This is a genomic window from Leptothrix cholodnii SP-6 (assembly GCF_000019785.1).
Taxonomy (GTDB): Bacteria; Pseudomonadota; Gammaproteobacteria; order Burkholderiales; family Burkholderiaceae_C; genus Sphaerotilus; species Sphaerotilus cholodnii.
Genome location: NC_010524.1, coordinates 2,478,749 through 2,504,106, shown reverse-complemented (window position 1 = coordinate 2,504,106; position 25,358 = coordinate 2,478,749). Strand labels below are relative to the sequence as shown.

The following is a 25,358-nucleotide window of genomic DNA, read 5'->3' as shown; positions in this document are numbered from 1 at the left end:
GGTGAACGAGAGCAACGTGACCAGCACGCCGGGTGGCGCTGTTCGACCGTGAGGTACAGCGCGTGCCGTGCAGCCAGGATGGCCTGGGCATGGCTGGCATGACGTTGTGCCGGGCTGGATCTCGACTTCACTGCCTGCATGCGCATGCTGATGCGCCAGGACCCCGGATCGGCGAGATCCGCGATCCGCTCTTCGAGGGAGGGTTTGCCGGGGGGGCGCTAAGTGGAATCCACAGCGGGACGCGCATATCCGCTTCCTAGAATCGCCTCCATTCACAGAAGAGGAGACTTGGATGCAGATCAAGAGCCAGAAGGATTTCTGGTCGGGGCTGATGTTCGTGGGGGTCGGGCTCGCTTTCGCGGTCGGCTCGCTGACGTACAGCTTCGGCAGTTCGGCCCGGCCCGGCCCCGCGTACTTCCCGTTCGGCCTGGGCGTGCTGATGGCGCTGCTCGGTGCGCTGGTGCTGTTCACCTCGATGACTGTCGAGACCGATGACGGCGGGCGCATCGGCCCCTGGGCCTGGCGGCCGCTGCTGATCGTGGTGGGCTCGCTGGTGATGTTCGGGTTCGGCCTGCCGCGCCTGGGCTTGCTGGTCATGCTGCCGCTGCTGGTGTTCGTCGTCTCGCTCGCCGGTGACGAGTTCCACTGGAAAGAGGCGCTGTTCAACGCGGCCGTGCTGACCTTCATGTCGTGGGGGATCTTCGTCAAGGGTCTCAGCCTGACGTTGCCCTTGTGGCCCACCTTCCTGGCCGGCTGAGGAACCCTTCATGGATCTCATCAACAACCTGGCGCTCGGTTTCGGAGTCGCCTTCACCCTCCAGAATCTGGCGTATGCCTTCGGCGGCGCGCTGCTGGGCACGCTGATCGGCGTGCTGCCCGGCCTCGGCCCGGTCGCCACGATCGCGATGCTGCTGCCGTCGATCTACGCGCTCGACGCCACGCCCGCGCTCATCATGCTGGCCGGCATCTACTACGGCGCCCAGTACGGTGGCTCGACCACCGCCATCCTGATCAACGTGCCGGGCGAGGCGTCGTCGGTGGTGACGTCGATCGACGGCTACCAGATGGCCCGCAAGGGCCGCGCCGGCTCGGCACTGGCCGCCGCCGGCCTGGGCTCGTTCTTCGCCGGTTGCGTGGGCACGATCATCATCGCGGCCTTCGCACCGCCGCTGACCGAGGTGGCCTTCAAGTTCGGCCCGGCCGAGTACTTCAGCCTGATGGTGCTGGGCCTGATCGGCGCGGTGGTGCTGGCGTCGGGCTCGCTGGTCAAGGCGATCTCGATGATCCTGCTGGGCCTGCTGCTCGGCCAGATCAACACCGACGTGATCTCGGGCGTGCCGCGCTTCAGCTTCGACATCCCCGAGCTGACCGACGGCATCGGCTTCGTGACCATCGCGATGGGCGTGTTCGGCTTCGGCGAGATCATCTCCAACCTCGGCCGCCCGGCCGAGCACCGCGAGGTCTTCACCAAGGACGTCAAGGGCCTGTGGCCGACCACCCAGGACTTCAAGGACGCGGCACCGGCCGTGCTGCGCGGCACCGCGCTGGGCTCGCTGCTGGGCGTGCTGCCCGGTGGCGGCGCGCTGCTGGCGTCGTTCGCGGCCTACACGGTCGAGAAGAAGACCAAGGGCCGCAAGGGCGAGGTGCCGTTCGGCCAGGGCAACATCCGCGGCGTGGCCGGCCCCGAGGCTGCCAACAACGCCGGTGCGCAGACCTCGTTCATCCCGATGCTGACGCTGGGCATCCCGCCCAACGCGGTGATGGCGCTGATGGTGGGCGCGATGACGATCAAGGGCATCCAGCCGGGTCCCCAGGTGATGACCGCCAACCCGGAGCTGTTCTGGGGCCTGATCGCCTCGATGTGGGTCGGCAACGCGATGCTGGTGATCCTGAACCTGCCGCTGATCGGCATCTGGATCAAGCTGCTGACGGTGCCCTACCGCTTCCTGTTCCCGTCGATCGTGGTGTTCTGTTCCATCGGCCTGTACACGCTCAACAACAACAACTTCGACGTCTTCATGGGCGCGATGTTCGCGGTGGTCGGCTACATCTTCTACAAGCTCGGCTGCGAGCCGGCGCCGCTGCTGCTGGGCTTCATCCTCGGGCCGATGATGGAAGAGAACCTGCGCCGCGCGCTGCTGCTGTCGCGCGGTGACTGGAGCACCTTCCTGACGCGTCCGCTGTCGGCCGGTCTGCTGGTGGCGGCCTTCCTGATGATCGTGGTGGTGATGCTGCCGTCGATCCGCAGCAAGCGCGAAGAAGCCTTCCACGACGAAGACTGAACCCGGTTCCGGCGGCTCGACACCGCCGGCCTGACGTTCACCAGCCCCGCCCATCCCGGTGGGGCTTTTTGTTGGTGCCGACTCGAGGACACTGCGCAGCATGAATCCACCCGCCAAGCCGCCCCTGGTCGACCGCCTGCCGCCCACCCTGCAGGCGCTGACGCTGCCGGTGTTCCGGATGTTGTGGCTGGCCTGGCTGGCCGCCAACCTGACGATGTGGATGAACGACGTCGCGGCCGCCTGGCTGATGACGCAGCTCACCGACAGCGCGGTGATGGTGGCGCTGGTGTCGGCGGCGTCGACCCTGCCGGTGTTCCTGCTCGGCATCCCCAGCGGTGCGCTGGCCGACATCATCGACCGCCGGCGCTGGTTCGCCGCCACCCAGCTGTGGGTCGCCAGCGTGGCGGTGCTGCTGGCGCTGCTGAGCCTGGGCGACGGGCTCGATGCCCAGCTGCTGCTGGCGCTGACCTTTGCCAACGGCATCGGCCTGGCGATGCGCTGGCCGGTGTTCGCGGCCATCGTGCCCGACATCGTGCCGCGCGAGCGGCTGTCGGGGGCGCTGGCGCTGCAGGCGCTGGCGATGAACATCTCGCGCGTGGTCGGGCCGATGTTTGCCGGCGCGCTGCTGGCGGCGTCGGGCAGCACCGCGGTGTTCGTGTTGAACGCGCTGCTGTCGCTGGTGGCGTTTGCGCAGGTGCTGCGCTGGAAGAGCCCGCCGCGCGTCAGCGCCTTGCCGGGCGAGCGTTTCGTCGGTGCCATGCGGGTCGGCCTGCAGCATGTGCGGCAGAGCCCGCGCATGAAGGCGGTGCTGGTGCGGGTGTTCCTGTTCTTCGTGCAGAGCATGGCGCTGACCGCGCTGCTGCCGCTGGTGGCGCGCCGGCTCGGCAGCGGGGCCGGCGGCTTCACGCTGCTGGTGTCGTCGATGGGGGTGGGCGCGGTGGCGGCGGCGCTCACGGTGCCGCAGTTGCGCGAGAAGGTCACGCGCGACGCCATCGCGCTGTGGGGCACGCTGATCGTCTCGACCGCCACGCTGGCGGTGGCGTTTGCGCCGGCCTTGTGGATCGCCGCGCTGGCGATGGTGGTGGCCGGCGTGGCCTGGATCAGCACCGCCAACACCATGACCATGTCGGCCCAGCTGGCCTTGCCCAACTGGGTGCGGGCACGTGGCATGTCGGTCTATCAGATGGCCTTGATGGGCGGCTCGGCCGGCGGCGCGGTGCTGTGGGGCCAGGTGGCCGAGCGCGCCAGCGTGCCGGCGGCGCTGGTGACCGCCGCGGCGCTGGGCCCGCTGGTGCTGCTGCTGACGCGGCGCCTGAGCCTGGGGGGCGGGCAGGACGAAGACCTGAGCGCGATGCCGGCCCACCCGGTGCCGGCGCCGGCCTTCAGCTTCGAGCCCGACCGCGGGCCGGTGATGGTGACGGTCGAGTACCTGATCGACCCGGCCGACGGCGACGCCTTCCGCGCCGTGATGCAGGACACCCGGCGCGCGCGGCTGCGCCAGGGCGCGCTGTCGTGGGGGCTGTTCCGCGACACGGCGCAGACCGGGCGCTACATCGAGTATTTCGTCGACGAGTCCTGGGTCGAGCACCAGCGCCGCATGGAGCGTTTCACCGCCGCCGACATCGGCCTGCGCGACCGCCGCCTGGCCTTCCACCGCGGCAGCGAGATCCCGCGCGTGACGCGCTATCTGGCCGAGGATCTCGATGTCTGAGCGTGCAGGCCCCCGGATGGGTGAGACGGTCACGTAACCGCTGCTCGTGATAATCGACGCCGAGGAGATCACAGTCGAATGCACACGATGCACCCCTGGCGCGAAGCGCTGCACAACGAGGTCCACGCCCGCCCGCACGAACGCCTGCAGGCGCCGCTGGCGATCACCCACATCGGCTGGGTCGGCCAGGAGGTCAGCCAGGCACGCGAGCATCTCAACGAGCTGCTGCAGCGCCGCCACCTGCCGCAGGCCGGCGAGGACGCCAGCCACCTGAGCGTCGAACTGGGCCAGCTGCGCCTGCGCTGGGAGCGCCACACCGAGTTCCACACCGCCACCTTCGTCAAGCCGCTGACCGACGTGCCGCAGGGTTTCGAGAAGGTCGCGCTGGCCGACGTGCCGCACGACTGGCTGCACTCGCTGCCCGGCCAGTGGCTGATCGGCATGCACGTGCTGGTGCTGCAGCGCGCCGATCTGGCCACGCACGAGGACGGCCTGCCGCAGCTGGTGCGCAGCAGCCTGTCCGACGAATCGCTGGTGTGCAGCCGCGTGATGGACGCGCAGGCCGACATCTACACCGACTTCCGCCTGCATGCCGACGGCTTCGCGCGCTGGCTGGTGGTGGTCGACGGCATGAGCCCGCGCCGGCTCGGCCGCGCGGTGCAACGCGTGATCGAGATCGAGACCTACCGGATGATGGCCTTGCTCGGCCTGCCGGCGGCACGCGAGGTCGGCGCCACGCTGGCCAGCGCCGAGCGCGACCTGGCCGAGGTGGCGCAGGCCATCCGCACCGTCGACCAGGCCGACGAGCCCGACCTGCTGCGCCGCCTGAGCGAGCAGGCCGCGATGGTGGAGGGCCTGTACGCCCGCACCCACTCGCGGTTTTCGGCCACCACCGCCTACTGGGAGCTGGTGCAGCGGCGCATCACCGAGCTGCGCGAGCAGCGCCTGCTGGGCCTGCAGACGCTGGGCGAGTTCATGGAGCGGCGCCTGTCGCCGGGCATGCAGACCTGCTCGGCGGCGGCGCGCCGGCTGCAGTCGCTGTCGGAGCGCATCTCGCGCGCCAGCAACCTGCTGCGCACCCGCGTCGAGGTGGCCCAGCAGCGCAGCAGCGAGGCGCTGCTCGACGCCATGAACCGCCGCCAGGAAGCCCAGCTGCTGCTGCAGGGCGCGGTCGAAGGGTTGTCGGTGGCGGCCATCACCTACTACGGCGCCGGCCTGGTCGGCTACATGGCCAAGGGCATGAAGGCGGCCGACCTGCCGGTGTCACCCGACATGATGGTGGCGGCGGCGGTGCCGTTCATCGCGCTGGCGGTGTGGTGGGGCGTGCGCAAGCTGCACGCCCGCATCCTGGCATCGGTCGGACACGGCGCCGGGCACTGAGGCCGGCGCTTTCGGATCACCCGCCGATCAGCGCTCGCGGAAGGCGTTCTCGCGCACGCCCACCAGCGGCTTGAGCAGGTAGTTCATCACCGTCTTGGAGCCGGTGACGATGTCGCTCTGCGCCTGCATGCCCGCCAGCATCGGCAGCTCCTGGCCGAGCGACTTGACCGCCGCCTGGCTGGTCTCGATGTGCACGATGTAGTGGCTGTCGCCGCGGTCGTTGGTGATGGCGTCGGCGCCCACCTGCACCACCTTGGCGGGCATGGCGCCGTAGATCGCGTAGTCGTAGGCGGTCAGCTTGACGCGCGCATCCTGGCCGACGCGCACGAATCCGATGTCGCGCGGGTCGACCTTGGCCTCGACCACCAGCTTGTCCTCCACCGGCACCAGCTCCACCACCGGATCGCCGGGCCGTGTCACGCCACCCACGCTGTTGACGAACACCCGGTTGACGACGCCACGCACCGGCGCGCGCAGCGCCGTGCGCTCGACCCGGTCTTCGAGCGCCGGCATGGCGGGCGCCAGGCTGCGCAGATCGGCCAGCGCGCGATTCAGCTCATCGCGCGCCTGGGCGCGGAACTGGCGCTGCACGCTGTCGCGGCGGGCGCTGGTCTCGAGGATGGCCTGCTCGGTGCGCTCGATCGCCACCTGCGCGCCGGCGTAGCGGCCCTCGGCCTCGGCGATCTGGCGGTCGAGGCGGACCAGTTCGATGCGCGGCTCGAGCCCCTGGTCGACCAGCTTCTGCACCATCACGCGCTCGTCGCGGGCGGTCTGCAGCGAGCGCTGCGCGGTCTGCATGGCGTTGCGCGATTCGTCGAGCTCGGCGCGTTTCTGCAGCACTTGGGCGTCGAGCATGCGCGCCTGCGCCTGCTGCTCGGCCTGCCGGCTGCGGAACGCGGCCTGCTCGACCGCCACGTTCTGCGGGTGCTGGCGCTGCAGCTCGGTCGCGAACATCGGCTCGCGGCCATCGGCCTCGGCCTGCAGCCGGGCGACCCGGGCCTGGTGCGTCAGGGCCTGCTGCTGGCGCGACTGGAAGTCGGCATCGACCTGCGTCTGGCTCAGCGACACCAGCAGGTCGCCGGCCTCGACCGCCTGGCCGGTCTTGACGTGGATCTCCTGCACGATGCCGCCCTCCAGGCTCTGCACCATCTGCACCTTGGCCGACGGGATGACCTTGCCGAGGGCCTGCGCCACCGTGTCGATCTCGGCCACCGAGGCCCAGCCGGCCAGTGCCACGAAGCCGGCGGTGATGGTCAGCAGCAGCAGGCTCGAGGCCCGCGACACCTCGCCCATGCGGGTGGCGTTCGAGACGGTGTCGCGGCGCCGGCGCGGCGCCTGTGCCGGGTGCACGGCGGTGGTCGAGGCGATGTCCGGGGGCGGTGTGTCCTGCATGGCGTCGTCCTGCTTCGGGTTGTCCTGCGTCGGGTCGTGCATCACGCGGCCTCCTTCTGCGTGCCCGCGGGCGACTGCATGCGCATGATCTGGTCGCGCGGGCCGGCCGCGACGATCCGGCCGCCGTCGAGCACGATCACCTTGTCGACCAGCGCCAGCATCGACGGCTTGTGCGTCACCAGCAGCACGGTGCGGCCTTGCAGCTCGGTCTTGAGGCGGTCGAGCAGCTGCCGCTCGGCGGCCGGGTCCATCGCGCTGGTGGGCTCGTCGAGCACCAGGATCGGCGCGTCGCCGATCAGCGCGCGGGCCATCGCGATCGACTGGCGCTGGCCGCCCGACAGGCCCATGCCGCCTTCGCCGACCCGCATCTGGTAGCCCTGCGGGTGCTGCGAGATGAACTCGTGCGAGCCGGCCAGGCCGGCGGCGTGGCGCACGGCGTCGTCGCTCGGGCGCTCGGCGCCGAGGGCGATGTTGTCGCGCACCGAGCCCGACATCAGCCAGACGTCCTGCAGCACCGAGCCGACGTTGCGGCGCAGGTCGGCGGTGTCGATCTGGCGCACGTCGACGCCGCCCACCAGCAGGTGGCCTTCGTCGGGCCGGTACAGGCCGAGCAGCATCTTGATGAGGGTGGTCTTGCCCGAGCCGACCCGCCCGATGATGGCCACCCGCTCGCCGGCGGCGATGCGCAGCGAGACCTTGTCGAGCACCGGCGTGTCGTTGCCGGGGTACCTGAAGCTGACCTCGCGCAGCTCGATCGAGCCGCCCAGGCGGTCGTGCGCCATCGTCTGCTGGCCGGGCATGTGCTCGCGCGGCATCGCCATCACGCGCGCCAGCGAGCGGTAGCTGGCCATCGACTGGTTGAGACGGATCAGCAGCTGCGACAGCTGCGCCAGCGGCTGCACCGCCCGGCCGCACAGGATGGTGGCCGCCACGATCGCGCCCGAGCCGACCTGGCCGTCGGCCGCCAGGTACACGCCCACCGTCACCACCGCGACCTGCGAGCCCATCATCACGAGGTTGGCCCAGTTGCCCGCCAGCTGCGCGAGCAGGCGGGCATTCATGCTGATGCGGGCCTGGTGGATCACGGCGTCCTGCCAGCGCCGGCGCATCACCGCGCCGGCACCGAGCGACTTGATGGTCTCCAACCCGGCCAGGGTCTCGACCAGCACCGCCTGCTTGGTCTGGCTGTCGTCGTGGCTCATCTGCGACTGGCGCTTCAGGTTGGGCTGCAGCAGCAGGCCGGCCAGCACCATCAGCGGGATCGCCACCACCGGCACCCAGGCCATCGGACCGCCGATCCAGTACAGCACGACGATGAACAGCAAGGCGAACGGGATGTCGATCAGCGTGGTCAGCGTGGCCGAGGTGGCGAAGTCGCGGATGGTCTCGTACTCTTTCAGGATGCTGGCCAGGCTGCCGGTGGGGCCGCGCTGGGCGCGCATGTCGAGGTCGAGCACGTGGTCGAACACGGTGTCGGCGATCTCGACGTCGGCGCGCCCGCCGGCCATGTCGAGGAAATAGCCGCGCACGTTGCGGATCGCGAAGTCCGACAGGAACACGATGCCGACGCCGAACAGCATCGCCCAGAGCGTCTCGACGGCGTTGTTGGGGATCACGCGGTCGTAGACGATCATCGTGAAGATCGACGACGCCAGCGCGAACAGGCTGGTCACCACCGAGGCCACGATGGCCCGCCCGTAGAGCGCCCTGGCGACCAGGTTCGGGCCCCAGAACCAGTGGCCGTGGCGCCCGCGCGGCGCGCCGGCGTCTGTGCCGGCGACCCGCTGCGGCGGGCGCACCTGCACCACCTGGCCGCCGTGGCGGGCCAGCAGCTCGGCGCGGGTGAGCTGCACCACCTTGCGGGTGGCGCTGAGGTAGACCTCCCAGTTCTCGATGCGGTCGTTGCCGCGCCGACCCAGCAGCACGTTGGCCTCGCCGTCGACGCCGATCAGCAGCAGCGGCTCGTTCGGTGCCGGCTCGGGTGGCTCATCGGCACGGGCGGTGCGGGTCGCGAAGCCGAGGCTCTCGATCGCATCGACAAAGTCGTCGATCTGCCAGCTCTCGTCGGGTCGCGCCACCATCGCGCGCAAGGCCGCCGCCGACAGCGGCCGGCCGTGGTGCTCGAGCAGGAACAGCAGGCAGGTCCGCAGGCTGTCGGCCACCGGCGGTGCGGGCGAGGCCGCAGGCGTCGGCAGCGGGGTGACGACGGCGCTGGCCGGCGCGGGAGAGTCGGTGCGGGTGGCGTGCAGCATGGCTGTCATGGCGGTTCACCGTGGTTCGTGATGCGGGGCGATCGATGGGATCAGCGGCTGCCGGCGGCGAGCGAGGGCGAGACGTGCGCCGACGGCGGTGGGCCGGCGTCGGCATGGGCATGGGCGCTCTGCGGCTCGAGCCCGAGCCACGGCAGCAGCGCGGCGCTGAAGTACGCCACCCGCCATTTCGCCAGCGCCTGGCCGAGCTGGGCATCGACCCATTCGAGGCCGGCGCCGTGCAGCACGTCCTGTGCGTTCAGCAGGTCGAGCAGGCTGCCGCGGCGGTTGGCGAACTGCTCGCGCACGCCGCGCAGCGCGTCGACCGCCAGCCGCACGGCGTCGCGCCGCGCCGCCAGCAGCTCGGTGCCGACGGCGTCGTCGTTGAGGGCCTGCAGCAGCGCGCGTTCGAGCTGCAGGCGGGTGTTGCGCAGCTGCTCGTCGGCCTCGTTGATGCGGGCCTGCGCCTGGTCGACGCGGGCGTCGTCGCCCCCCCCGCTGTAGAAGCTGTGGCGCAGCACCAGGCTGGCCTGCCAGTCGGTGCCGGGGCTGCCGCGGCCGATCAGGTCGCGGCGCTGGGCGCCGAGTTCGAGGTTGACACGCGGCTTGTCGCGCCGGCGGGTGGCCTCGAGCTCCTGCTCGGCGGTGCGCAGCGCGGCGGCGGCACCGCGCAGCGCGGCGAAATCCTGCACCGACTGCAGCGGTGCGCTCATCAGGGCCCGGGTGTCCTGCGGCGGCGGCAGGGCGAGATCGAGCGTGTCGTCGGGCGCGTGGGCGAACAGCTCGCGGTAGATCGCCGCGTTCGAGCGTTCGCGGGCCTGTGCCTGGGCCAGCGCGCCGCGGGCGTCGGCCAGCCGCGACTGCGCCCGCCAGACATCGCTGACGGTGCCGCCGCCGAGTTCGTAGCGGCTGTTGAGGTAGCGCACCATCTCCTCGCGCGCCTGCAGGTTGATGCGGGCGAGGTCGAGCAGCTGGCGCGCGCGCAGCAGGTCGAGCGTGGCCTGCACGGCGCGCAGGGCCAGGTCGCCGCGCCGGCCGTCGGCCCGTGCGGCCACGCCGGCGGCGAACTCCTCGGATGCTGCAATCGCCGCGTCGTTGGCGCCGAAGTCGTAGACGCTCTGGCGCAGCGTCAGCCCGACGCTGCCGGTCTCGTGGCGGCGCTGCGGGTTCTGGGTGAGGGTGCTGGGGTCGCTGTGGCGATAGCCGGTCTCGGCGTCGAGCTCGAGTTGCGGCCGCTTGGCCGAGCGGGCCTCGCGGGTGGACGCCTGGGCGCCGCGCAACGAGGCGCCGGCGGCGCGGGACTCGGGGTGTTCGAGCACCACCGCCAGCACGCGCTGGCGCAGCAGCGCGAGGGCCGCGTTCTGGCTGGCCTGCGGCGGCGCCTCGAGCATCTTCAGCAGCCACTGGGCCTGCTGTTCGCCGTAGGCCGACTGCTCGGTTGCCGCCGTGCGTGGGGGGGCGGCCTGCGCCAGGTCGGTGGCCGCCTCCGTGCGTGCCGCTTGCGCCGTCGCGTCGTGCATCAAGCCGATCTGCAGCACGGCCGTGCACAGCGTGGCCATGTGCGTGCGCATCGGGGGCCGGGTTCGGTTCTGGTTCATCTTGATGGCCCCTGAAGATGAAACGGAAAACCCGCCACGGCAGCGCTGCGCCGTGGCGGGTGCTTGCTTACACCACGAACTGGCCGGCGACCAGGTTCAGGTTGCCCTGCAGCAGCAACGAGAACTCGGCCACCGCGTCGGCGTCGTTGGACGCCTCGACCAAGGTGTTGGCACCGACGAAGGAGTAGCGCAACTGACCGGTCGCGTTGGCGCCGAACGCCGCCGTGCCGATGAACGAGAAGGCGTTATTGGCGACGGTGCCTGCATTGGCGTCGATCGCGCCCAGGTCGATGTCGTCGGTGGCGCCGAAGTCGATGATGAGGTCGCGCAGCGCCGCAGTCGATTGGTCGACGTTGGTGTAGATGAAGTTGTCTGCGCCGGCACCGCCGGTCATCGTGTCCGCACCCACGCCACCGGTCAGGTCGTCCGCACCTGCGCCGCCCAGCAGCACGTCGTTGCCGTCGCCGCCGTTGAGCACGTCCGCGCCGCCGAGGCCGCTGAGCGTGTCGCCGCCGGTACCGCCGGTCAATGTGTTGCCGACTCCGTTGCCCGTTCCGGCGAAGTTGGTGGCGCCGACGACCAGCAGGTTCTCGAAGTTGGCTGCCAGCGTGAAGGCATTCAGCAGCGACTGCACCTGCACGGTGTCCGTGCCGCCGCCGTTGCCCTCGACGACCACGTCACCGGCGTCATCGACCAAGAAAGTGTCATTGCCACCGCCACCGGTCATGCTGTCGGCACCCGTGCCACCGTTGAGGGTGTCGTTGCCTGCGCCACCGTTGAGGGTGTCGTTGCCGGCCTGCCCGTTGAGGGTGTCTGCCGCACCGGCGCCCGCGGCGTTGTCCGCGCCGGCCGTGCCGTTGAAGACGTCGGCAGCGGCCGTGCCACCGAACAGGTCGCCGATCACGGAGGTGGGCGCCGACGTGAGCGACTCGAGGTTGCCCTGTCCGTCGGTGAAGCTCACCGTCACCCGCAGGAACTGGCCGACCTGGGCCTGCGCAGGGGTGAATGCGGCCGTGTTGGTGCCCACGTTGGTCCATACCGAACCAGGGGTGCCGTCCGGCGAGGTCTGCCACTGGAAGCTGAAGGTGCCCAGGCCGTTGGTGTCGCCGATGGTGTTGGTCAGCACCGTGGTGGCGCTGCCTTCGGTCGGCGTGGTGTCGGTGATCGTCGGGGTGCCGGTGGCTGCCGCGTTGCCCCCGCCGATGAGCAGGTCGCCATCGCTGAAACGCAGGATCTCGATGTTGCGGATCCGGTCGACGCCGTCGGTTCCGACGTTGTCGGTGACGAGCCGGCTGCCATCGGCTTGCAGCGCGCCGATGGTGTAGTCGGCACGTGCGCCGGTGAACACGGCCACGTCACCGACGCCGGCGGTGTTCAGGATCTCGCGCACGATCACCAGCTGGCCCGGGTTGATGCTGCCGTTGAGCATGCTCGCGGTCAGGCCGGCCATGCTGTTGTGGCTGGCGATTTCCAGGTTCGGGTTGTTGGCCGCCCGCACGCTGATGCGCACGTTCAGCCAGGCGTCGCCGTCGATGACGTCGTCACCCTCGCGGCCTTCGATGATGTCTGCGCCGCCGCCGCCGAGCAGGATGTCGCCGTTGAGGTGGATCAGGCCGTCGGGGCTGATGACGTTGCTGGCGCCCAGCACGTTGCCCAGGCCGGCGATGCGTGCCACGCCGGCGGCGTCGAGCCGATGGCCGTCGAGGTCGACATCGAGCAGGCTGCTGCCCTTGAGCAGGTCGTTGCCGTTCCAGCCCGACAGGCCCTCGACGTTGTCGAAGCGGTCGTTGATGTTGTCGAGGTCGGGCGGCAGCAGCGCGGTGCGGTTCAGGTCGGCGTCGACCAGTTCGGTCGAGCGGGCGTAGGTCACCCAGTCGAAGCCCAGCATGCCTTCGGCCCGGTTGGTGCCCGGTGTGCCGAACATGATGTCGTCGCCCGACTCGGAGTCGTAGTCGTCGTTGCCGTCGCCGAGCAGCACGTCGTGGCCGATGATGGTGCTCTGCTGGAACGGGTCGCCGTTGTCGCCCTGCAGCAGGTCGGCGCCGTCGCCGCCTTCGATCCAGTCGTTGCCGGAATCGCCGAAGACGGTGTTGATGCCGGTGCCGGCGTGGATGAAGTCGTCACCGTGGCCACCGAAGGATTCGGCATCGCCCTGGCCGCCGAGGATGAAGTCCTTGCCGTCGCCGCCGAACAGCAGGTCGAAGCCGCCGCTGTTGCTGATGACGTCGTTGCCGCCCTGGCCCTTCATGTTGTCGTCACCGAAGCTGTCGGTGAGGATGTCGTCGCCTTCGCCGGCAAAGAAGAAGTCGTTGCCGGCGCCGCCCTCGAGCCGGTCGTTGCCGGCGTCGCCGTGCAGGGTGTCGTCACCGGCACCGGCGCGCAGGCGGTCGGCGCCATCGGTGCCGCCCATCAGGATGTGCTCGGCACCGGCATAGCGGATGGTGCCGTCGGCCATGCGCGTCAGCAGCAGCGATTCGTTGACGTCGGGCGTGCTCGGGTCGTCCGACAGGGGGCGCCCGGTCGGGTTCATCGTGCCGACTTCGAAGATGTAGGTCGGCGTCGAGAAGATGTCGCCCGGCAGGTGCTTGGCCGTCGAGTTGCGCATCACCAGCTCGGCGAGCGATCCTTCTTCGAGCTGCGTCAGCACGTTCAGGCCGGCGGTGCGGGCCAGGTAGTAGAGGCGGTCGTTGTTCTGCAGCTGCAGCAGGGTGGTCGAGAAGACGTAGTCGAAGGTCGTGCCGAGCATGCCGCCGAAGGGCTGCGTGACTTCGGCCAGGCCGCCGATCCAGAAGTCGATGTCGTTGACGCCGGTGGTCGCCGCGGGCCCTTCGAGGAAGGCCAGGGCGGCTGCATCACCGAGCTCGGCGGCGTCGAGGATCGCCTGCGCGGCCGCACGTTTGTCAGCCAGCGAGGTCGCGCCGGTGATGCTGGCGTCGGTGCCGTAGGCGGCGATGAAGTTCACCAGCGATTCGGGGTTCTTGATGCCCAGGCCGAAGTCGGACCAGCTGTCGTACGGCTGCAGGCTCGACAGGCCGGTGTCCTCGAAGAACATGGCACGTGCCGCGTTCAGGCCGGGGATGCCGGTGTCGCGGCCGCGGGCGATGTTCAGGGCCGCCAGGTCGAGCGGCAGGCCGACCAGGTTGTTGCGCAGCGCCTCGGTGATGAACTCGTCGATGTGGTTGCCGGTCTGGCGCGTCATGCCGGTGACGATGTTGCCGACGGCTTCGGCGGTGGTGGTGGTTCCGGCACCGAACTCGACCGGGTTCAGGAAGGCTTCGATCAGGCCGATCGGGTTCGATTCGCCGGTGAGCGGGTCGATGCGGTCGACCGTCTCGGTCAGCATCGAGTGGCCGAAGCGGTACACCACGTTGGCGAACTCGCTCATGATGGCCGGGTCGACGGTGCTGTTGTAGCCGCTGAAGACGTCGATCGACGGCTGCACCTTGCGGGCGAACTCCTCGAACACGAAGTGCTGGTACTGCATTTCGGTGCCGAAGCGGGCGGCCTGGAACAGGCGCTCGCCGTTCCAGTTGAGCGCGTCGACGCCGGCCTGCGTGGTCGGAACCGCTGCCACCGGGGTGTCGAGCCACTGGTTCAGGAACGTCACGTCGTTGCTCGAGACGGCCAGTTCCTTGATCTGCTCGGCCAGCCGGTTGTGCTCGGAGTGGAAGACGCTGTGCACCGCGGTCAGCGCGATGTTCTCGTTGCCACGGCCGTCGCCGGTGATGAAGTGACGGTCGAGCAGTTCGTTGTCGTAGGTGCCGGCAATGCGGTCGTCTGCGGTCAGGTCGGCCTCGTTGACCACGCCGTCGAGGTTCACATCGCCCGTGTCGGTATCGGGCGTCTGCGAGAGTTCGCCGTTGTTCTGGATCCCGTCGCGGTTGGTGTCGACGAAACCCGGGACCGCGTGGTGGGCGATGTCGTCGAGGAAGGCGTGGCCGGTCTTGGCCGATCCCGTGGTCAGGATCCCGGCCGCAGTGCCTTGGACGATGCTGCCGTTGGCCATCACCAGCTGCGCGTAGCCGTTGCTGCCCGGGATGAACTTGCCGTATTCGTCGGTCAGCAGCACGGGCACGTTGCCGATGTCGGCGTCGGTCAGCCGGATGCCCAGCATCAGCGCCTGGGCCTTCACTTCGGCCCAGTTGCCGATCGAGCCTTCGACCGCGCCGTCGAGCAGGCGACCGGTCGACTCCGGCCGTCCGCCCACCAGCGTGTACTCGCGCAGGAACACCTGGTGCGATGCGTGCGAGGTGTAGGTCTGGTTCTGGTCGATCCACGGGGTGGTCGAGTTGCTGAAGGTGCGCACGTCGTCGGAGGTACCGACCACGCCGTCGGCGCCAGGGGCGATGTTCGACGCCGCTGCGCGCGACAGGGCCATGAACTGCAGCTGCGGCGGCAGGTCGTCGGCGTTGCCGAGGATGCCGTCATCGCCGGCGATCAGCGGATCGTCCGGCTTGAGCGGAATGAAGACCGTGCCGGCACCCTTTCCGATCAGGTCGAGGCCGTGGTCGAAGAACTGGCCGAAGATCGTGAACCACGAATTGAACGGCGCCGACAGGCCTTCGTCAGGGGCGACGTTCTGGATGAAGTAGGTGCCCTCATCGGAGATCACCACCGGTTCACCGTCCGCAAATCGGGTGGCCACATCGACCGCGGCCTGGTTGGTGATGGTCTGGTCGGAGATCAGGTTGCTGATGACGCGCGGTTGCGAGTCGAACACCAGGCCGCCGGTGGCGTTGGCGTAGGTGGTCTGCACCAGTCCGCCCGGTCCGGGGCCGTCGACATCGCCCATTTCTGCGGTTCTGAAGAACTGCTGCAGCGCATTGGGCATCGGCCGGTCGGCGGCGCCGAACTCTTCCTGGCCGGGCACGATGTTGTTGTGGCTGCCGTCCACCGTGCGCAGGCCGTATGGCAGCAGCGGGCTGGTCACCAGGGTCAGCAGGTCGCCACCGGCCGCGTGTGCCTCGGCGATGAAGATCTGCTGCAGGATGAATTCGAGGTCGTGTCTGACGAGTTGCATGGTGGACTCCGGTGCGAATGAGCGAAAAACGCGGCGAGATCAAGAAAGACAGGCGTAGCCAGTCCGCACAGCAGAAACCGTTGCTGTCGAGATGCAGGCTGATCGAAGGGCGACCGGTGGCCGCGTCAAGGGCTGCCGATTCCGGCTCCATCGGCTCGGTCCGATGGGCGGAGGTCAGCGCCTTTGGTGCGTCAACATCGACCGTCCGTGCCGCCGATGTGCCGCAGGGCCATCAGGGCCGGTTGTCGGCTTCGGACCGCAGCGTCAAGCGCATGGCGAATTGCTGAAGTCATTTGAAGCATGAGGTGATGTGCCCGCACAGATCTGGTGGTTAAGAAAACTTAATGAACTGTGCGAGTAGGGCGATTCTGAACCAGGGATTAACTTGACGCAATCGACTCAAATCCGGCCTTCAGGCGGCAATCGGACGGATTCGGGTTCATCAGGATGAGATGAAGCCGATTTGTGTGATCGATTGCTCATGAATGATCGATTGGCGGACCGATTTGACTGAACTTTCGTCACTTTCAAATCCACGCTGCCATTGCTTGTATTCAGTCTGGCTAAGCGATCGAGTCCTGCGATTCTTGAGAAATGTCACGGTTCATCAGGCCGGTGCTCGTTCGTGTTGCAGCCATCCTGTTCAAGATGTGCTGCGAGCTGACGAAATCGGTCCTGTCGATGACGCACCGGATCCCGGTGGGTTCTTCGGCCGCGGCGGGCCCGAGCGTGGGCAGGCCGTGTCCGGCAGCAGGAGACGGTATTCATGGGTTTCATGGGGCATGGGCAGGTGTCGGAGGGGGCGGTCGTCGAGTTGCGTGAGCGGCTTGTGGCGACCGTCAGCCACGAGTTCCGCACGCCGCTGGCGGTGATCCAGGCCAGCGCCGGCCTGATCAGGCGCCGCGTCGGCACGCTGTCGGTCGATGAGCACGATGCCCGGCGCATGCTGGCGTCGTGCGAGCGCATCGAGCAGGCCACGTCGACGATGGTGGCCGCGATCGAGCGGGTGCTGCTGATCGACCGCATCGGTGCGGGCGACGAACCGCACCGGCCGCGCCTGTGTGTGCCCGGTGACGTGCTGATGTCGCTGGCCGCCAGCCTGCAGGAGCGCGGCGACGTGCCTCGCGAGGTGCGGCTCGACGTGCAGCAGGCGCAGGTGCAGGGTCTGCTCGACCCGCTCGTGCTGCGCCAGGTGGCGACCCAGCTGCTCGACAACGCCTTCAAGTATTCGCCCCCCGACAGCGTGGTGACACTGCATGCGCGCTGCGAGGCGAACCGGTTTCACCTGCGCATCAGCGACCACGGCATCGGCATCGATGCCGCCGAGATGGCGCTGCTGTTCGAGCCGTTCCACCGTGCGCCGGCCGTGCGCGATCTGCCCGGCATGGGACTGGGCCTGACCCTCGTGCACCAGCTGCTGCAACTCGCCGATGGCCAGATCCGGATCGAATCGACCCCTCAGGTGGGCACCACCGTGTCGGTCAGCCTGCCCCTGAGCCCCGCTGCGAAAGAGACCGCCTCATGAACAAGACCGTCCTGGTGATCGATGACTCGAGCGTGCTGCGCGACATCATGCGAGAGGTGCTGGAAGACGCCGGTTTCAATGTCATCGAAGCACCGCACGGCCAGCTCGGGCTGGAGCGGGCCCAGCAGCTGGCACCCGACATCGTGCTGTGCGACATCAACATGCCGGTGCTCGACGGCTACGGCTTCGTGCAGGCCGCGCGCGCCCACGAACACCTGCGCACGGTGCCGATCCTGATGGTCACGGCGATGGCCGAGAAGAAGTCGATGCGCCGCGCGATGGAGGCCGGCGCGGACGACTTCCTGAGCAAGCCGTTCACGCCCGAAGAACTGGTGTCGGCGGTGACCGGCCAGCTGGCGCGGCGCGAGCGCCACGAGGCCGACACCGAGCGCAGTCTCGATCGCCTGCGCGGTGCGCTGCTGACGTCGGTGCCGCACGAGTTGCGCACGCCGCTGACCAACATCCTCGGCTATTCGCAGCTGCTGATCGCGCGCGGCGGGCGCATCTCGGCCGATCAGCAGGCCGACATGCATCGCCACATCCACGATTCGGCGCAGCGGCTGTCGCGCACCATCGGCCGCTACATGGCGTGGTCCGAACTGAATGCGGCGCGCGGCGGCGGCCAGTTGCGCTCGGGCGAGCGGGTCGACGCCCACGGACTCACCGATGTGCTGGCCAGCAAGGCGTTCCGCACCCTGGTGCTCGACAGCCTGCCCGGCGAATGGGCCAGCCTGCCGAGCAACGACCGGATGCTGGCTGGCCGCCTGCTGCGTTTCGACCTGGCGCCGGCACAGATCCATTGCCATTGCGACGACCTGCTGCGCGTGCTGGCGGAGTTGATCTCCAACGGCATCAAGTTCTCGGTGCCGGGCGCCACGGTTTCGCTCGAAGGCCGCATGCAGCCGGGCGGCGATTACCACGTCGACGTGCGCAACCACGGCCCGGCCTTGCCCGCGCAGGTGCAGAAGGTCAGCGGCGCGCTGATCCAGTTCGGTCGCGAGCAGCACGAGCAGCAAGGCAGCGGCCTCGGCCTGGCGCTGTGCGGCCTGCTGGCGCAGCGCAACGGTGCGGGGGTGCAGTGGGTTCGCACCGATGGTGCGCCGAACGTGGTGCGCCTGAAGCTGGCGGCCCGCGCGGTGGCCGAACCGCAGGCTGGCAGTGAGGCGTCGGCTGCCGCCTGATTGCTGGCCGCGGCCGGCGACAATCCGTCGATGCCGATCGACATCCCCTCTGATTGCTACGCCCTGATTCCTTGCGCGGGCGTGGGCTCCCGCGCCGGTGTCGACGGTCCCAAGCAGTATCACCCTGTCGCGGGACGCGCGGTCGTGGCCCATACGCTGGCCGCACTGGGTCAAGTGACCCGTTTGCGCGCGATGCTGGTGGTGCTGTCTGCGGACGACACCCAATTCGAGTCGGCCGTGCCCGGCTTCGATGCGGCCTGGGTGGCGCGTGCCGGCGGATCGACCCGCGCCCGGACCGTGCTTGCGGGCCTTCATGAGCTCAGGCGTCGAGGGGCCTGCGAGCACGACTGGGTCCTGGTGCACGACGCCGCCCGGTGCCTGATCCGGCCCGAGTGGGTCGACCGCCTGATCGACGCTTGCAGCGGCGACCCGGTCGGCGGCTTGCTGGCGCTGCCGGTGGCCGACACGCTCAAGCAGTCGCACGAGGGGCGTGTCGGCTCGACCGTCGATCGCACCGGCAAGTGGGCCGCCCAGACGCCGCAGATGTTTCGCCTGGGCCTGCTGGATGCGGCACTGGCCGCGGCCGGCGCAGCGGTCACCGACGAATCCAGCGCGATCGAGGCGCTGGGTCACGCGCCGCGACTGGTGCGGGGCGATTTTTGTAACTTCAAGTTGACCTGGCCGGAAGACTTCGCGCTCGCGCAGCGGCTGCTGCACCGGTCGGACGTCTGAGGTGTGGCGCCGCTGATCCCTCGGACCATCCCCCCAAATATGGGTGGCGCATTTCGGGGGGAGCTCTACAGTTTGTGCCAAGTGCTTGACACGGCGTTCACACGGCGGGGCGAGCATGTGTGCTCCCGGGCAGTCCTGCTCCGGCGTCGGTCCGCGGGGCATTCACGCTGACAAACCGGTGGGGGACTTGCACCAGCTGGTGAGGGGCATATGACCCATTTCAGGCCTGTATTCAGCGTTGTCGAAGTGGTTTCCCTGCACATGGGCGGATGTTTAACAAAATGTAGTTGCACGGCATGAGTTGTGCATGGTCAACTGGGAAAACTTACCATTCCGGACCGATCTGTTTCTCCGAATGGTTCGAACAGGACTCGGTGTTCAGAAGGATGCGCATGACAGTCAATTGGATCGACCAGCCGTCGGGTGCCCGGTGCCTCGCTGTGTCCGCCACGGGGAGGCCGGCATGAAGGTGCTTGTCACGGGTGCGGCCGGTTTCATCGGCATGCACGTTGCTCAGGCGTTTCTTGCGCGCGGTGACGAAGTGGTCGGCATCGACGACCTGAGCGATCAATACGAGGTGGCGCTGAAGTACGCGCGACTGTCGCGCATCCAGTCGCATCCGCGATTCCGTTTCCTGAAGATGGACGTGTCGGACCGGCCGGCCGTGAATGCGTGCTTTGCGGCGAACGGCTTCGAGCAGGTGGTCCATCTGGCCACCCAGGCCGGTGGCGGGCGGGCGGTGAGCCACCCGCGCGAAAGCGCCCAGCCGAATCTGGTCGGCTTCATCAACATGCTCGAAGGCTGCCGCCAGCACGGCGTGCCGCACATGGTCTATGCCAGCAGTTCGAACGTCTACAGCGGCCTGCGGCAGATGAATCTGGCCAGTCGCAACCTGCACGGGCCGTCGGCCAGCGAGGTCGAGGCGCACAAGATGCCCAACGAACTGATGGCGCAGACCTACAGCCGGCTTCACGGCCTGGCGACCACGGGGTTGCGCTTCTTCACGGTCTACGGCCCGTGGGGACGTCCGGACATGGCTTATTACGGTTTCACGCGCGCGCTGCTGGCGGGTGACCCGATTCCGTCGACGCATGGTGGCGCGGTCAGCCACGGCCTGACCTATGTGGACGACATCGTCGCCGGCATCCTGCAGGCGCTGCGCCTGCCGTCGCGCACGATGGCCGACGAACGAGCCCATCCCGGTGCCCAGGCGCGGGTGCTCAACATCGGCAGCCACGATCCGGTCCGGCTGCTCGATTTCGTGGCGGCACTCGAGAACGCAGTCGGTCGCGAGGCCGAACTCAAGATGATGCCGATGAACTTCGACGATGCCGGCGTGCCGGTCGACACCACGTTGCAGCGTCAGCCCGATCTGGTCGGCGAACGACGTTCCACCATGCCGCTGGCCGAGGGTGTGCAGCGCTTCGTCCACTGGTATCTGGGCTACCACGGGCTGCGCTCGGGCAAGGAGCCCTCGGCACAGCGCCGGGCTGCGGTCTTCGAGGATCCGTCGTCGGTCCAGATGATGCCGGCGTTGCGCAGCCTGATCAGCCGGTCGACGCAGGGCCAGCACATCGGCGGCGCTCATTGATCGGGTGACAATCCCGGCATGACTTCGACGAAACTGCCGGCCCTTCGCATCGGCGAGGGCTGGGATACCCACGCGCTGGTACCTGGGCGCGACCTGTGGCTGGGCGGCGTGCGGATCCCGCACACGCTGGGTCTGCTCGGCCACTCCGATGCCGACGCGCTGTTGCACGCCATCACCGATGCGGTGCTGGGGGCCGCGGGGCTGGGCGACATCGGCCGCCACTTTCCGGACACCGCACTCGAGCACAAGGGCGCCGATTCGCATCGGCTGCTGAGCGTTGCGGCGCAGCGTGCTGCCGAGGCCGGCTGGCAGGTCGTCAATGTCGATTGCACCGTCGTCGCCCAGGCGCCGCGGATGGCCGCGCACATTCCGGCGATGTGCCAGCGCATCGCCTCGGCACTGGCCGTTGCGCCCGATCAGGTCAACGTCAAGGCCAAGACGGCCGAGCGCATGGGGCCGGTCGGCCGCGGCGAGGCGATCGAGGCGCGCGCGGTCTGCCTGCTGATGCGGGGCTGATTCAGCCGCCGATGTAGCTCATCTCGACACGGCGGGCGGAGCCTGCCGGGCTGGCGGGCAGTTCGCTGCGCAGTTGCGAATAGCGATCACGGCGGGCGCGCCACAACGCATCGACCGCGGCCGAGATGTCCGCATCGGTGGCGCTGCGACCGTCGACCGGGCCGCGCAGCAGGGTGCGCAGATCGTGTCCCTGACCGGCGAACAGGCACAGGTAGAGCTGCCCCTCGGTCGACAGGCGGGCCCGGTTGCAGTCGCCGCAGAAGGCCTGGGTCACGCTCGAGATGAAGCCGATCTCGCCGCGGCCGTCCTGGTAGCCCCAGCGCTCGGCGGTTTCGCCGACGTTGGCGTGTTCGAGCGCGTGCAGCGGGTATTCGGCGTGGATCCGGGCCTGCAACTGGGCGGACGGCAGCACCTCGTCCATGCGCCAGCCGTTGGTGGCGCCCACGTCCATGTACTCGATGAACCGCAAGACGACGCGCGCGCCGTGGTTCTCGCGGAAATGGCGCGCCATCGGCAGCACTTCGTGGTCGTTGGTGCCACGCTTGACGACCATGTTGACCTTGATCGGCGCCATGCCCGCGGCTTCGGCGGCGGCGATGCCCTCGAGCACGTCGGCGACCGGGAAGTCGACGTCGTTCATGCGGCGGAAGATCGCGTCGTCCATCGCGTCGAGGCTGACCGTCACCCGCTGCAGGCCGGCATCGCGCAGCGAGCGCGCCTTGCGCGCCAGCAGCGAACCGTTGGTGGTGAGGGTGAGATCGAGTGCCTGGCCGTCGGGCGTGCGCAGCACCGCCAGCATCTCGATCAGCCGCTCGATGTTCTTGCGCAGCAGGGGTTCGCCGCCGGTCAACCGAATCTTGCGCACGCCGCGCTCGACGAAGATGCGCGCCAGACGGGTGATCTCCTCGAAGCTCAGCAGTTGCGCATGCGGCAGGAACTGGTGGTTCTTGTCGAACACCTCCTTGGGCATGCAGTAGCTGCAGCGGAAGTTGCAGCGGTCGGTGACCGAGATCCGCAGATCGCGAAGCGGCCGGCCCAGCGCATCGACGAGGGGACTGCCCGCGTCGTCCGGGCTCGTGGCCGGAATCGCCACCCGCAGGCCGCGCGGCGAGAGGGGCGTTATCGCGATGATGTTGCGTTCAGACATGGCTCGATTGTCGCCTGCACCTCACCGCCCCGACGCCGTGCAGGGCAAGCAGACCTCCGGACGGGATCAGCGGGTGGCTGAAACCGATGCGTCGCCGGAAAAGGCCGAGGTCTTGGCCTGAACCTCGGCCTGGAGCTTGGCCGACAGCGAGGACGACTCGGCGAGGCTCGGCGCACGCCGGGCGCCATTGAAGCGCTTGGTCCAGTAGGCCTCGCCCATGTCTTCGATGCGCACCGTGCTGCCCGTGCGCGGCGAGTGGATGAACTTGCCGTCGCCGACATAGATGCCCACGTGCGAAAACGCGCTGCGCATGGTGTTGAAGAACACCAGATCGCCAGGCTTGAGTTCATCGCGCTTGACGTTCAGCAGGCCGGCCAGGCTGGCCTGGTCGCGTGAGCGGCGCGGCAGCAGCAGGCCGACGCTGTTCTCGAACACGTGACGGGTGAAGCCGCTGCAGTCGAAGCCGGTGTCGGCCGACGTGCCACCACGCCGATACCGGACGCCCAGGAAATCCATCGCCGACACCACCAGATCGGACGCGGTGTTGCGCACCTGCTGCATCAGCGCGTCGGTCGAGGCACCGGCAGTCTCCGTGCTGGCCAGCACGCCGGACTCCTGAAGGAATCGCGCCACGGCGTCGGCGCTGGTGCCGATCAGATTGGTCGGCTTGGCGGGGACGGCGGTCGACACGACAGGCGCGGCGCCGGCGTCGACCGGCGCAGCAGACGCACCCAGGCCCAGGCCGGTCAGGGCGACCACGCAGGCAAGTCTGAAAAAGGTGCGAATCTGAAGCATTTTGCAAGTCGTGAAAAAATCACTGCGCGAGCATAGGTACCGAGCAGTTCACTGTCAATCGCTGTCTGAACGTCGGCTGACCTGGCGCAGGCCGCGGCCCGGCGGTCTGCCGCAGCGTGCCGAGCGCAGGACGCGACGATCCATGAAAAAAGCGGGCGATAGACGCCCGCTTCAGATGACCAGGGTTGATCGATTGCGGCTAGGTGCAGTCGGCGAATCGAATCGAAAACCGGTCGATCACGGCAGTTTCTGCTTCAAAGAGTGAATTCTTCGATCTTGCGGCCGGATTCCAGTGCGGCCGTCAGCCACTTGGGCTTGAGGCCGCGGCCGGACCAGGTTTCGCCGGTCGAGGGGTCGCGGAATTTGGCCGCAACCTTGCGAGGCTGCGCGCCGGCCACCGCTGCCTTGGGCGGGCGCCCGACCTTGCCGCCCAGATCGGCGGCGGTAATGCCATGGTCGGCCATCAGCGTCTTGATCTGGTTGATCACATTGCTGCGTTCAGCCTTCAAAGTGTCTGCGATCTGTTTTTCGAGATCGGCGGTCTGCTTTTCAAGGGCAGCACGCTGGGCAATCAGTTCTTGATAGGTGGACATCGATGTAATCCCCAGGGGCTAAGTTCGTGAGGGATTCTAAGAAACCACCCGGGGTTTTGTCCAGCGCCCATTTCACAGGGATTACTTGTAGCCGACCCGATCGAGCATTTGCTGAACCTTGACCGTGTTCTGGCCGACCACCGATATCGGAATCAACTCCTGCTTGAAGCTGCCGAGCGCTTCGAGTGCCGGGTTGGCGGTCTTCACGCCGGTGGCCGACGGGTATTCGTTGTTGCCGTCGGCGAAATAGCGCTGGGCCTCGTCGCTGGCCAGATATTCGAGGAAGCTGATCGCCGCGGCGCGATTCTTGGCATGGCGGGCGACAGCGCCACCGGCGACATTCACGTGGGTGCCCCAGCTTTGCTGGTTCGGAAAGATCACGCCGACCTGCTCCATGACCTGGCGATCATCGGGCTTGTTCGAGCGCATCAGTCGGGCGATGTAATAAGTGTTGCTCAGCGCAACGCTGCATTCGCCACTGGCAACGGCCTTGATCTGGTCGGTGTCGCCGCCTTTCGGGTCGCGCGCCATGTTGGCGACCAGACCTTTGAGCCAGTTTTCGGTGTTTGCCGGGCCGGCGTGTTCGAGGTAGGCGCCGAACAGCGAAAGGTTGTACGGGTGTGAACCCGAGCGCGAACAGAAACGCCCCTTGTTGGCCGCATCGGCGAGTTTTTCGTAGGTGTCGACGTCCTGCGCCTTGACCTTGATCTTGTTGTAGACCACCACCCGCGCGCGGGTCGAGAAGCCGAACCATTGCGAGCCGTTGCCGTCGTCCTTGCCGCGCAAGGTGGCCGGAATGCGTTGTTCGAGCACACGCGACTTGATTGGCAGGAACATCCCGTCGGTCTCCGCACGCCACAGTCGCGCCGCATCGACCATCAGGACCACGTCGGCCGGGCTGGCTGCGCCTTCGGTCTTCAGGCGCTGGATCAGCGCGGCATCGTCGGTGTCGACCCGGTTGATCTTGATGCCGGTGGATCTGGTGAAGTTGCTGTAGAGCGCCTCGTCGGTCTGGTAGTGGCGAGCCGAATAGAGATTGAGCACCTGCTCCTGGGCGTGCGCCGAGGGGAAGCCCAACAGCGCGACAGCACCCAGAACGATGGCTGCGAACGGGGTCGAACGGGACGGTTGTGTCATGGCAATGGTGGATTCGGGTTGAACGAACGACGCCGCCGAGCTTGCGTGGCGTTGTGAACGGTTCGGCGCTGCGGTGCGTCATTCTATCAACGAACGAGAATGATTCGCAATCACAGTCAAAAACAAAAAAACGCGCCGGGTATCGGCTGAACGGGAGTGAGATAAGTCAGGGGAAGGAATGAGAAAAACGGCCCGGAAGAACCCGGAAGAGGCTGGAAGATCACGGCCGCAGAAAAAGTCTCTTGCAGAGAGTGAAAGGGGTGACGGGGCACCCGGATCACCCCAGAAGCGCCTCGATCAGCTCAGGGAACGCTGATGCTGAATGGCCATCACCAGCGCCCCGCGTGCGGTGGTCGCCACGCCGCTGGGGGCGTCATCATCGTCCAGATTGGTCCAGACGCTCACGGACTGCTTGCCGCCAGGGTGATGCCACTTCTCGATGCGCAACTGGTCCTGCTGAAGCATCCATTCCAGTAGCTCTCGATCGCTGATAGCGGTGCGGGGCATGG

General features: G+C 68.2%; 19 protein-coding genes. 10 read left to right on the top strand and 9 right to left on the bottom strand.

Annotation, left to right across the window (positions count from 1 at the left end; genetic code table 11):
* Window positions 1–292 precede the first annotated feature (292 nt).
* The 4 genes from LCHO_RS11540 to LCHO_RS11525 all read left to right on the top strand — a co-directional run bounded on the left by LCHO_RS11540 (window position 293) and on the right by LCHO_RS11525 (window position 5,373).
* The gene (locus LCHO_RS11540) at window positions 293–757 is read left to right on the top strand and encodes a tripartite tricarboxylate transporter TctB family protein (protein WP_012347329.1); all 465 of its coding nucleotides are present in this window, start codon (window positions 293–295) and stop codon (window positions 755–757) included.
* 10 nt (window positions 758–767) lie between these two features.
* Window positions 768–2,282 (top strand): tripartite tricarboxylate transporter permease, encoded by a 1,515-nt coding sequence (locus LCHO_RS11535; RefSeq protein ID WP_012347328.1) that lies wholly within the window; start codon window positions 768–770, stop codon window positions 2,280–2,282.
* A gap of 100 nt (window positions 2,283–2,382) precedes the next feature.
* Window positions 2,383–3,993, top strand: coding sequence for an MFS transporter (locus tag LCHO_RS11530; RefSeq protein ID WP_012347327.1), 1,611 nt, complete (start codon window positions 2,383–2,385; stop codon window positions 3,991–3,993).
* Between the two features lie 78 nt (window positions 3,994–4,071).
* Window positions 4,072–5,373, top strand: coding sequence for a DUF3422 family protein (locus tag LCHO_RS11525; protein ID WP_012347326.1), 1,302 nt, complete (start codon window positions 4,072–4,074; stop codon window positions 5,371–5,373).
* Window positions 5,374–5,400: 27 nt separating this feature from the next.
* Here LCHO_RS11525 and LCHO_RS11520 read toward each other — a convergent pair whose 3' ends face one another.
* From LCHO_RS11520 to LCHO_RS11505, 4 genes are all read right to left on the bottom strand, one after another.
* Window positions 5,401–6,807, bottom strand: a complete 1,407-nt coding sequence (locus LCHO_RS11520; RefSeq protein WP_012347325.1) for an HlyD family type I secretion periplasmic adaptor subunit — start codon at window positions 6,805–6,807, stop codon at window positions 5,401–5,403.
* Complete coding sequence (locus tag LCHO_RS11515) at window positions 6,807–9,026, bottom strand: type I secretion system permease/ATPase (RefSeq protein WP_012347324.1); 2,220 nt, start codon at window positions 9,024–9,026, stop codon at window positions 6,807–6,809. Before LCHO_RS11515 ends, LCHO_RS11520 begins: the two co-directional genes overlap by 1 nt.
* A gap of 41 nt (window positions 9,027–9,067) precedes the next feature.
* Window positions 9,068–10,612 carry a TolC family protein gene (locus tag LCHO_RS11510; protein WP_012347323.1) on the bottom strand — a complete coding sequence of 515 codons (1,545 nt, stop codon included), beginning with the start codon at window positions 10,610–10,612 and terminating at the stop codon, window positions 9,068–9,070.
* Window positions 10,613–10,679: 67 nt separating this feature from the next.
* A complete protein-coding gene (locus tag LCHO_RS11505; RefSeq protein WP_012347322.1) occupies window positions 10,680–15,632 on the bottom strand; it encodes a peroxidase family protein in 4,953 nt (1,650 codons plus the stop codon).
* A 17-nt stretch (window positions 15,633–15,649) separates the two neighbouring features.
* Here LCHO_RS11505 and LCHO_RS23395 point away from each other — a divergent pair, with 17 nt between their 5' ends.
* From LCHO_RS23395 to ispF, 6 genes are all read left to right on the top strand, one after another.
* Window positions 15,650–15,919, top strand: coding sequence for a hypothetical protein (locus tag LCHO_RS23395; protein ID WP_150105462.1), 270 nt, complete (start codon window positions 15,650–15,652; stop codon window positions 15,917–15,919).
* A 479-nt stretch (window positions 15,920–16,398) separates the two neighbouring features.
* Window positions 16,399–17,157 carry a sensor histidine kinase gene (locus LCHO_RS11500; RefSeq protein WP_012347321.1) on the top strand — a complete coding sequence of 253 codons (759 nt, stop codon included), beginning with the start codon at window positions 16,399–16,401 and terminating at the stop codon, window positions 17,155–17,157.
* The gene (locus tag LCHO_RS11495) at window positions 17,154–18,338 is read left to right on the top strand and encodes an ATP-binding response regulator (RefSeq protein WP_012347320.1); all 1,185 of its coding nucleotides are present in this window, start codon (window positions 17,154–17,156) and stop codon (window positions 18,336–18,338) included. The genes LCHO_RS11500 and LCHO_RS11495 overlap by 4 nt, the downstream gene beginning before the upstream one ends.
* 30 nt (window positions 18,339–18,368) lie before the next feature.
* Window positions 18,369–19,070, top strand: a complete 702-nt coding sequence (ispD, locus tag LCHO_RS11490) for a 2-C-methyl-D-erythritol 4-phosphate cytidylyltransferase (RefSeq protein WP_012347319.1) — start codon at window positions 18,369–18,371, stop codon at window positions 19,068–19,070.
* Between the two features lie 463 nt (window positions 19,071–19,533).
* A complete protein-coding gene (locus tag LCHO_RS11485; protein WP_012347318.1) occupies window positions 19,534–20,661 on the top strand; it encodes an NAD-dependent epimerase/dehydratase family protein in 1,128 nt (375 codons plus the stop codon).
* Between the two features lie 18 nt (window positions 20,662–20,679).
* Window positions 20,680–21,177, top strand: a complete 498-nt coding sequence (ispF, locus tag LCHO_RS11480; protein WP_012347317.1) for a 2-C-methyl-D-erythritol 2,4-cyclodiphosphate synthase — start codon at window positions 20,680–20,682, stop codon at window positions 21,175–21,177.
* A gap of 1 nt (window position 21,178) precedes the next feature.
* Here the strand turns inward: ispF and moaA are convergent, their stop codons facing one another.
* The 5 genes from moaA to LCHO_RS11455 form a co-directional block, all read right to left on the bottom strand.
* Window positions 21,179–22,324 (bottom strand): GTP 3',8-cyclase MoaA, encoded by a 1,146-nt coding sequence (moaA, locus tag LCHO_RS11475; RefSeq protein ID WP_012347316.1) that lies wholly within the window; start codon window positions 22,322–22,324, stop codon window positions 21,179–21,181.
* 66 nt (window positions 22,325–22,390) lie between these two features.
* Window positions 22,391–23,119, bottom strand: a complete 729-nt coding sequence (locus LCHO_RS11470) for a C40 family peptidase (protein ID WP_012347315.1) — start codon at window positions 23,117–23,119, stop codon at window positions 22,391–22,393.
* A 254-nt stretch (window positions 23,120–23,373) separates the two neighbouring features.
* On the bottom strand, window positions 23,374–23,712 hold the full coding sequence (locus LCHO_RS11465) for an H-NS histone family protein (protein WP_012347314.1): 339 nt from the start codon (window positions 23,710–23,712) through the stop codon (window positions 23,374–23,376).
* A gap of 81 nt (window positions 23,713–23,793) precedes the next feature.
* A complete protein-coding gene (locus LCHO_RS11460; protein WP_012347313.1) occupies window positions 23,794–24,849 on the bottom strand; it encodes a Fe(3+) ABC transporter substrate-binding protein in 1,056 nt (351 codons plus the stop codon).
* 297 nt (window positions 24,850–25,146) lie between these two features.
* Window positions 25,147–25,356: a hypothetical protein gene (locus LCHO_RS11455; RefSeq protein WP_012347312.1), complete on the bottom strand. Its 210-nt coding sequence runs from the start codon at window positions 25,354–25,356 to the stop codon at window positions 25,147–25,149.
* Between the last annotated feature and the right edge of the window lie 2 nt (window positions 25,357–25,358).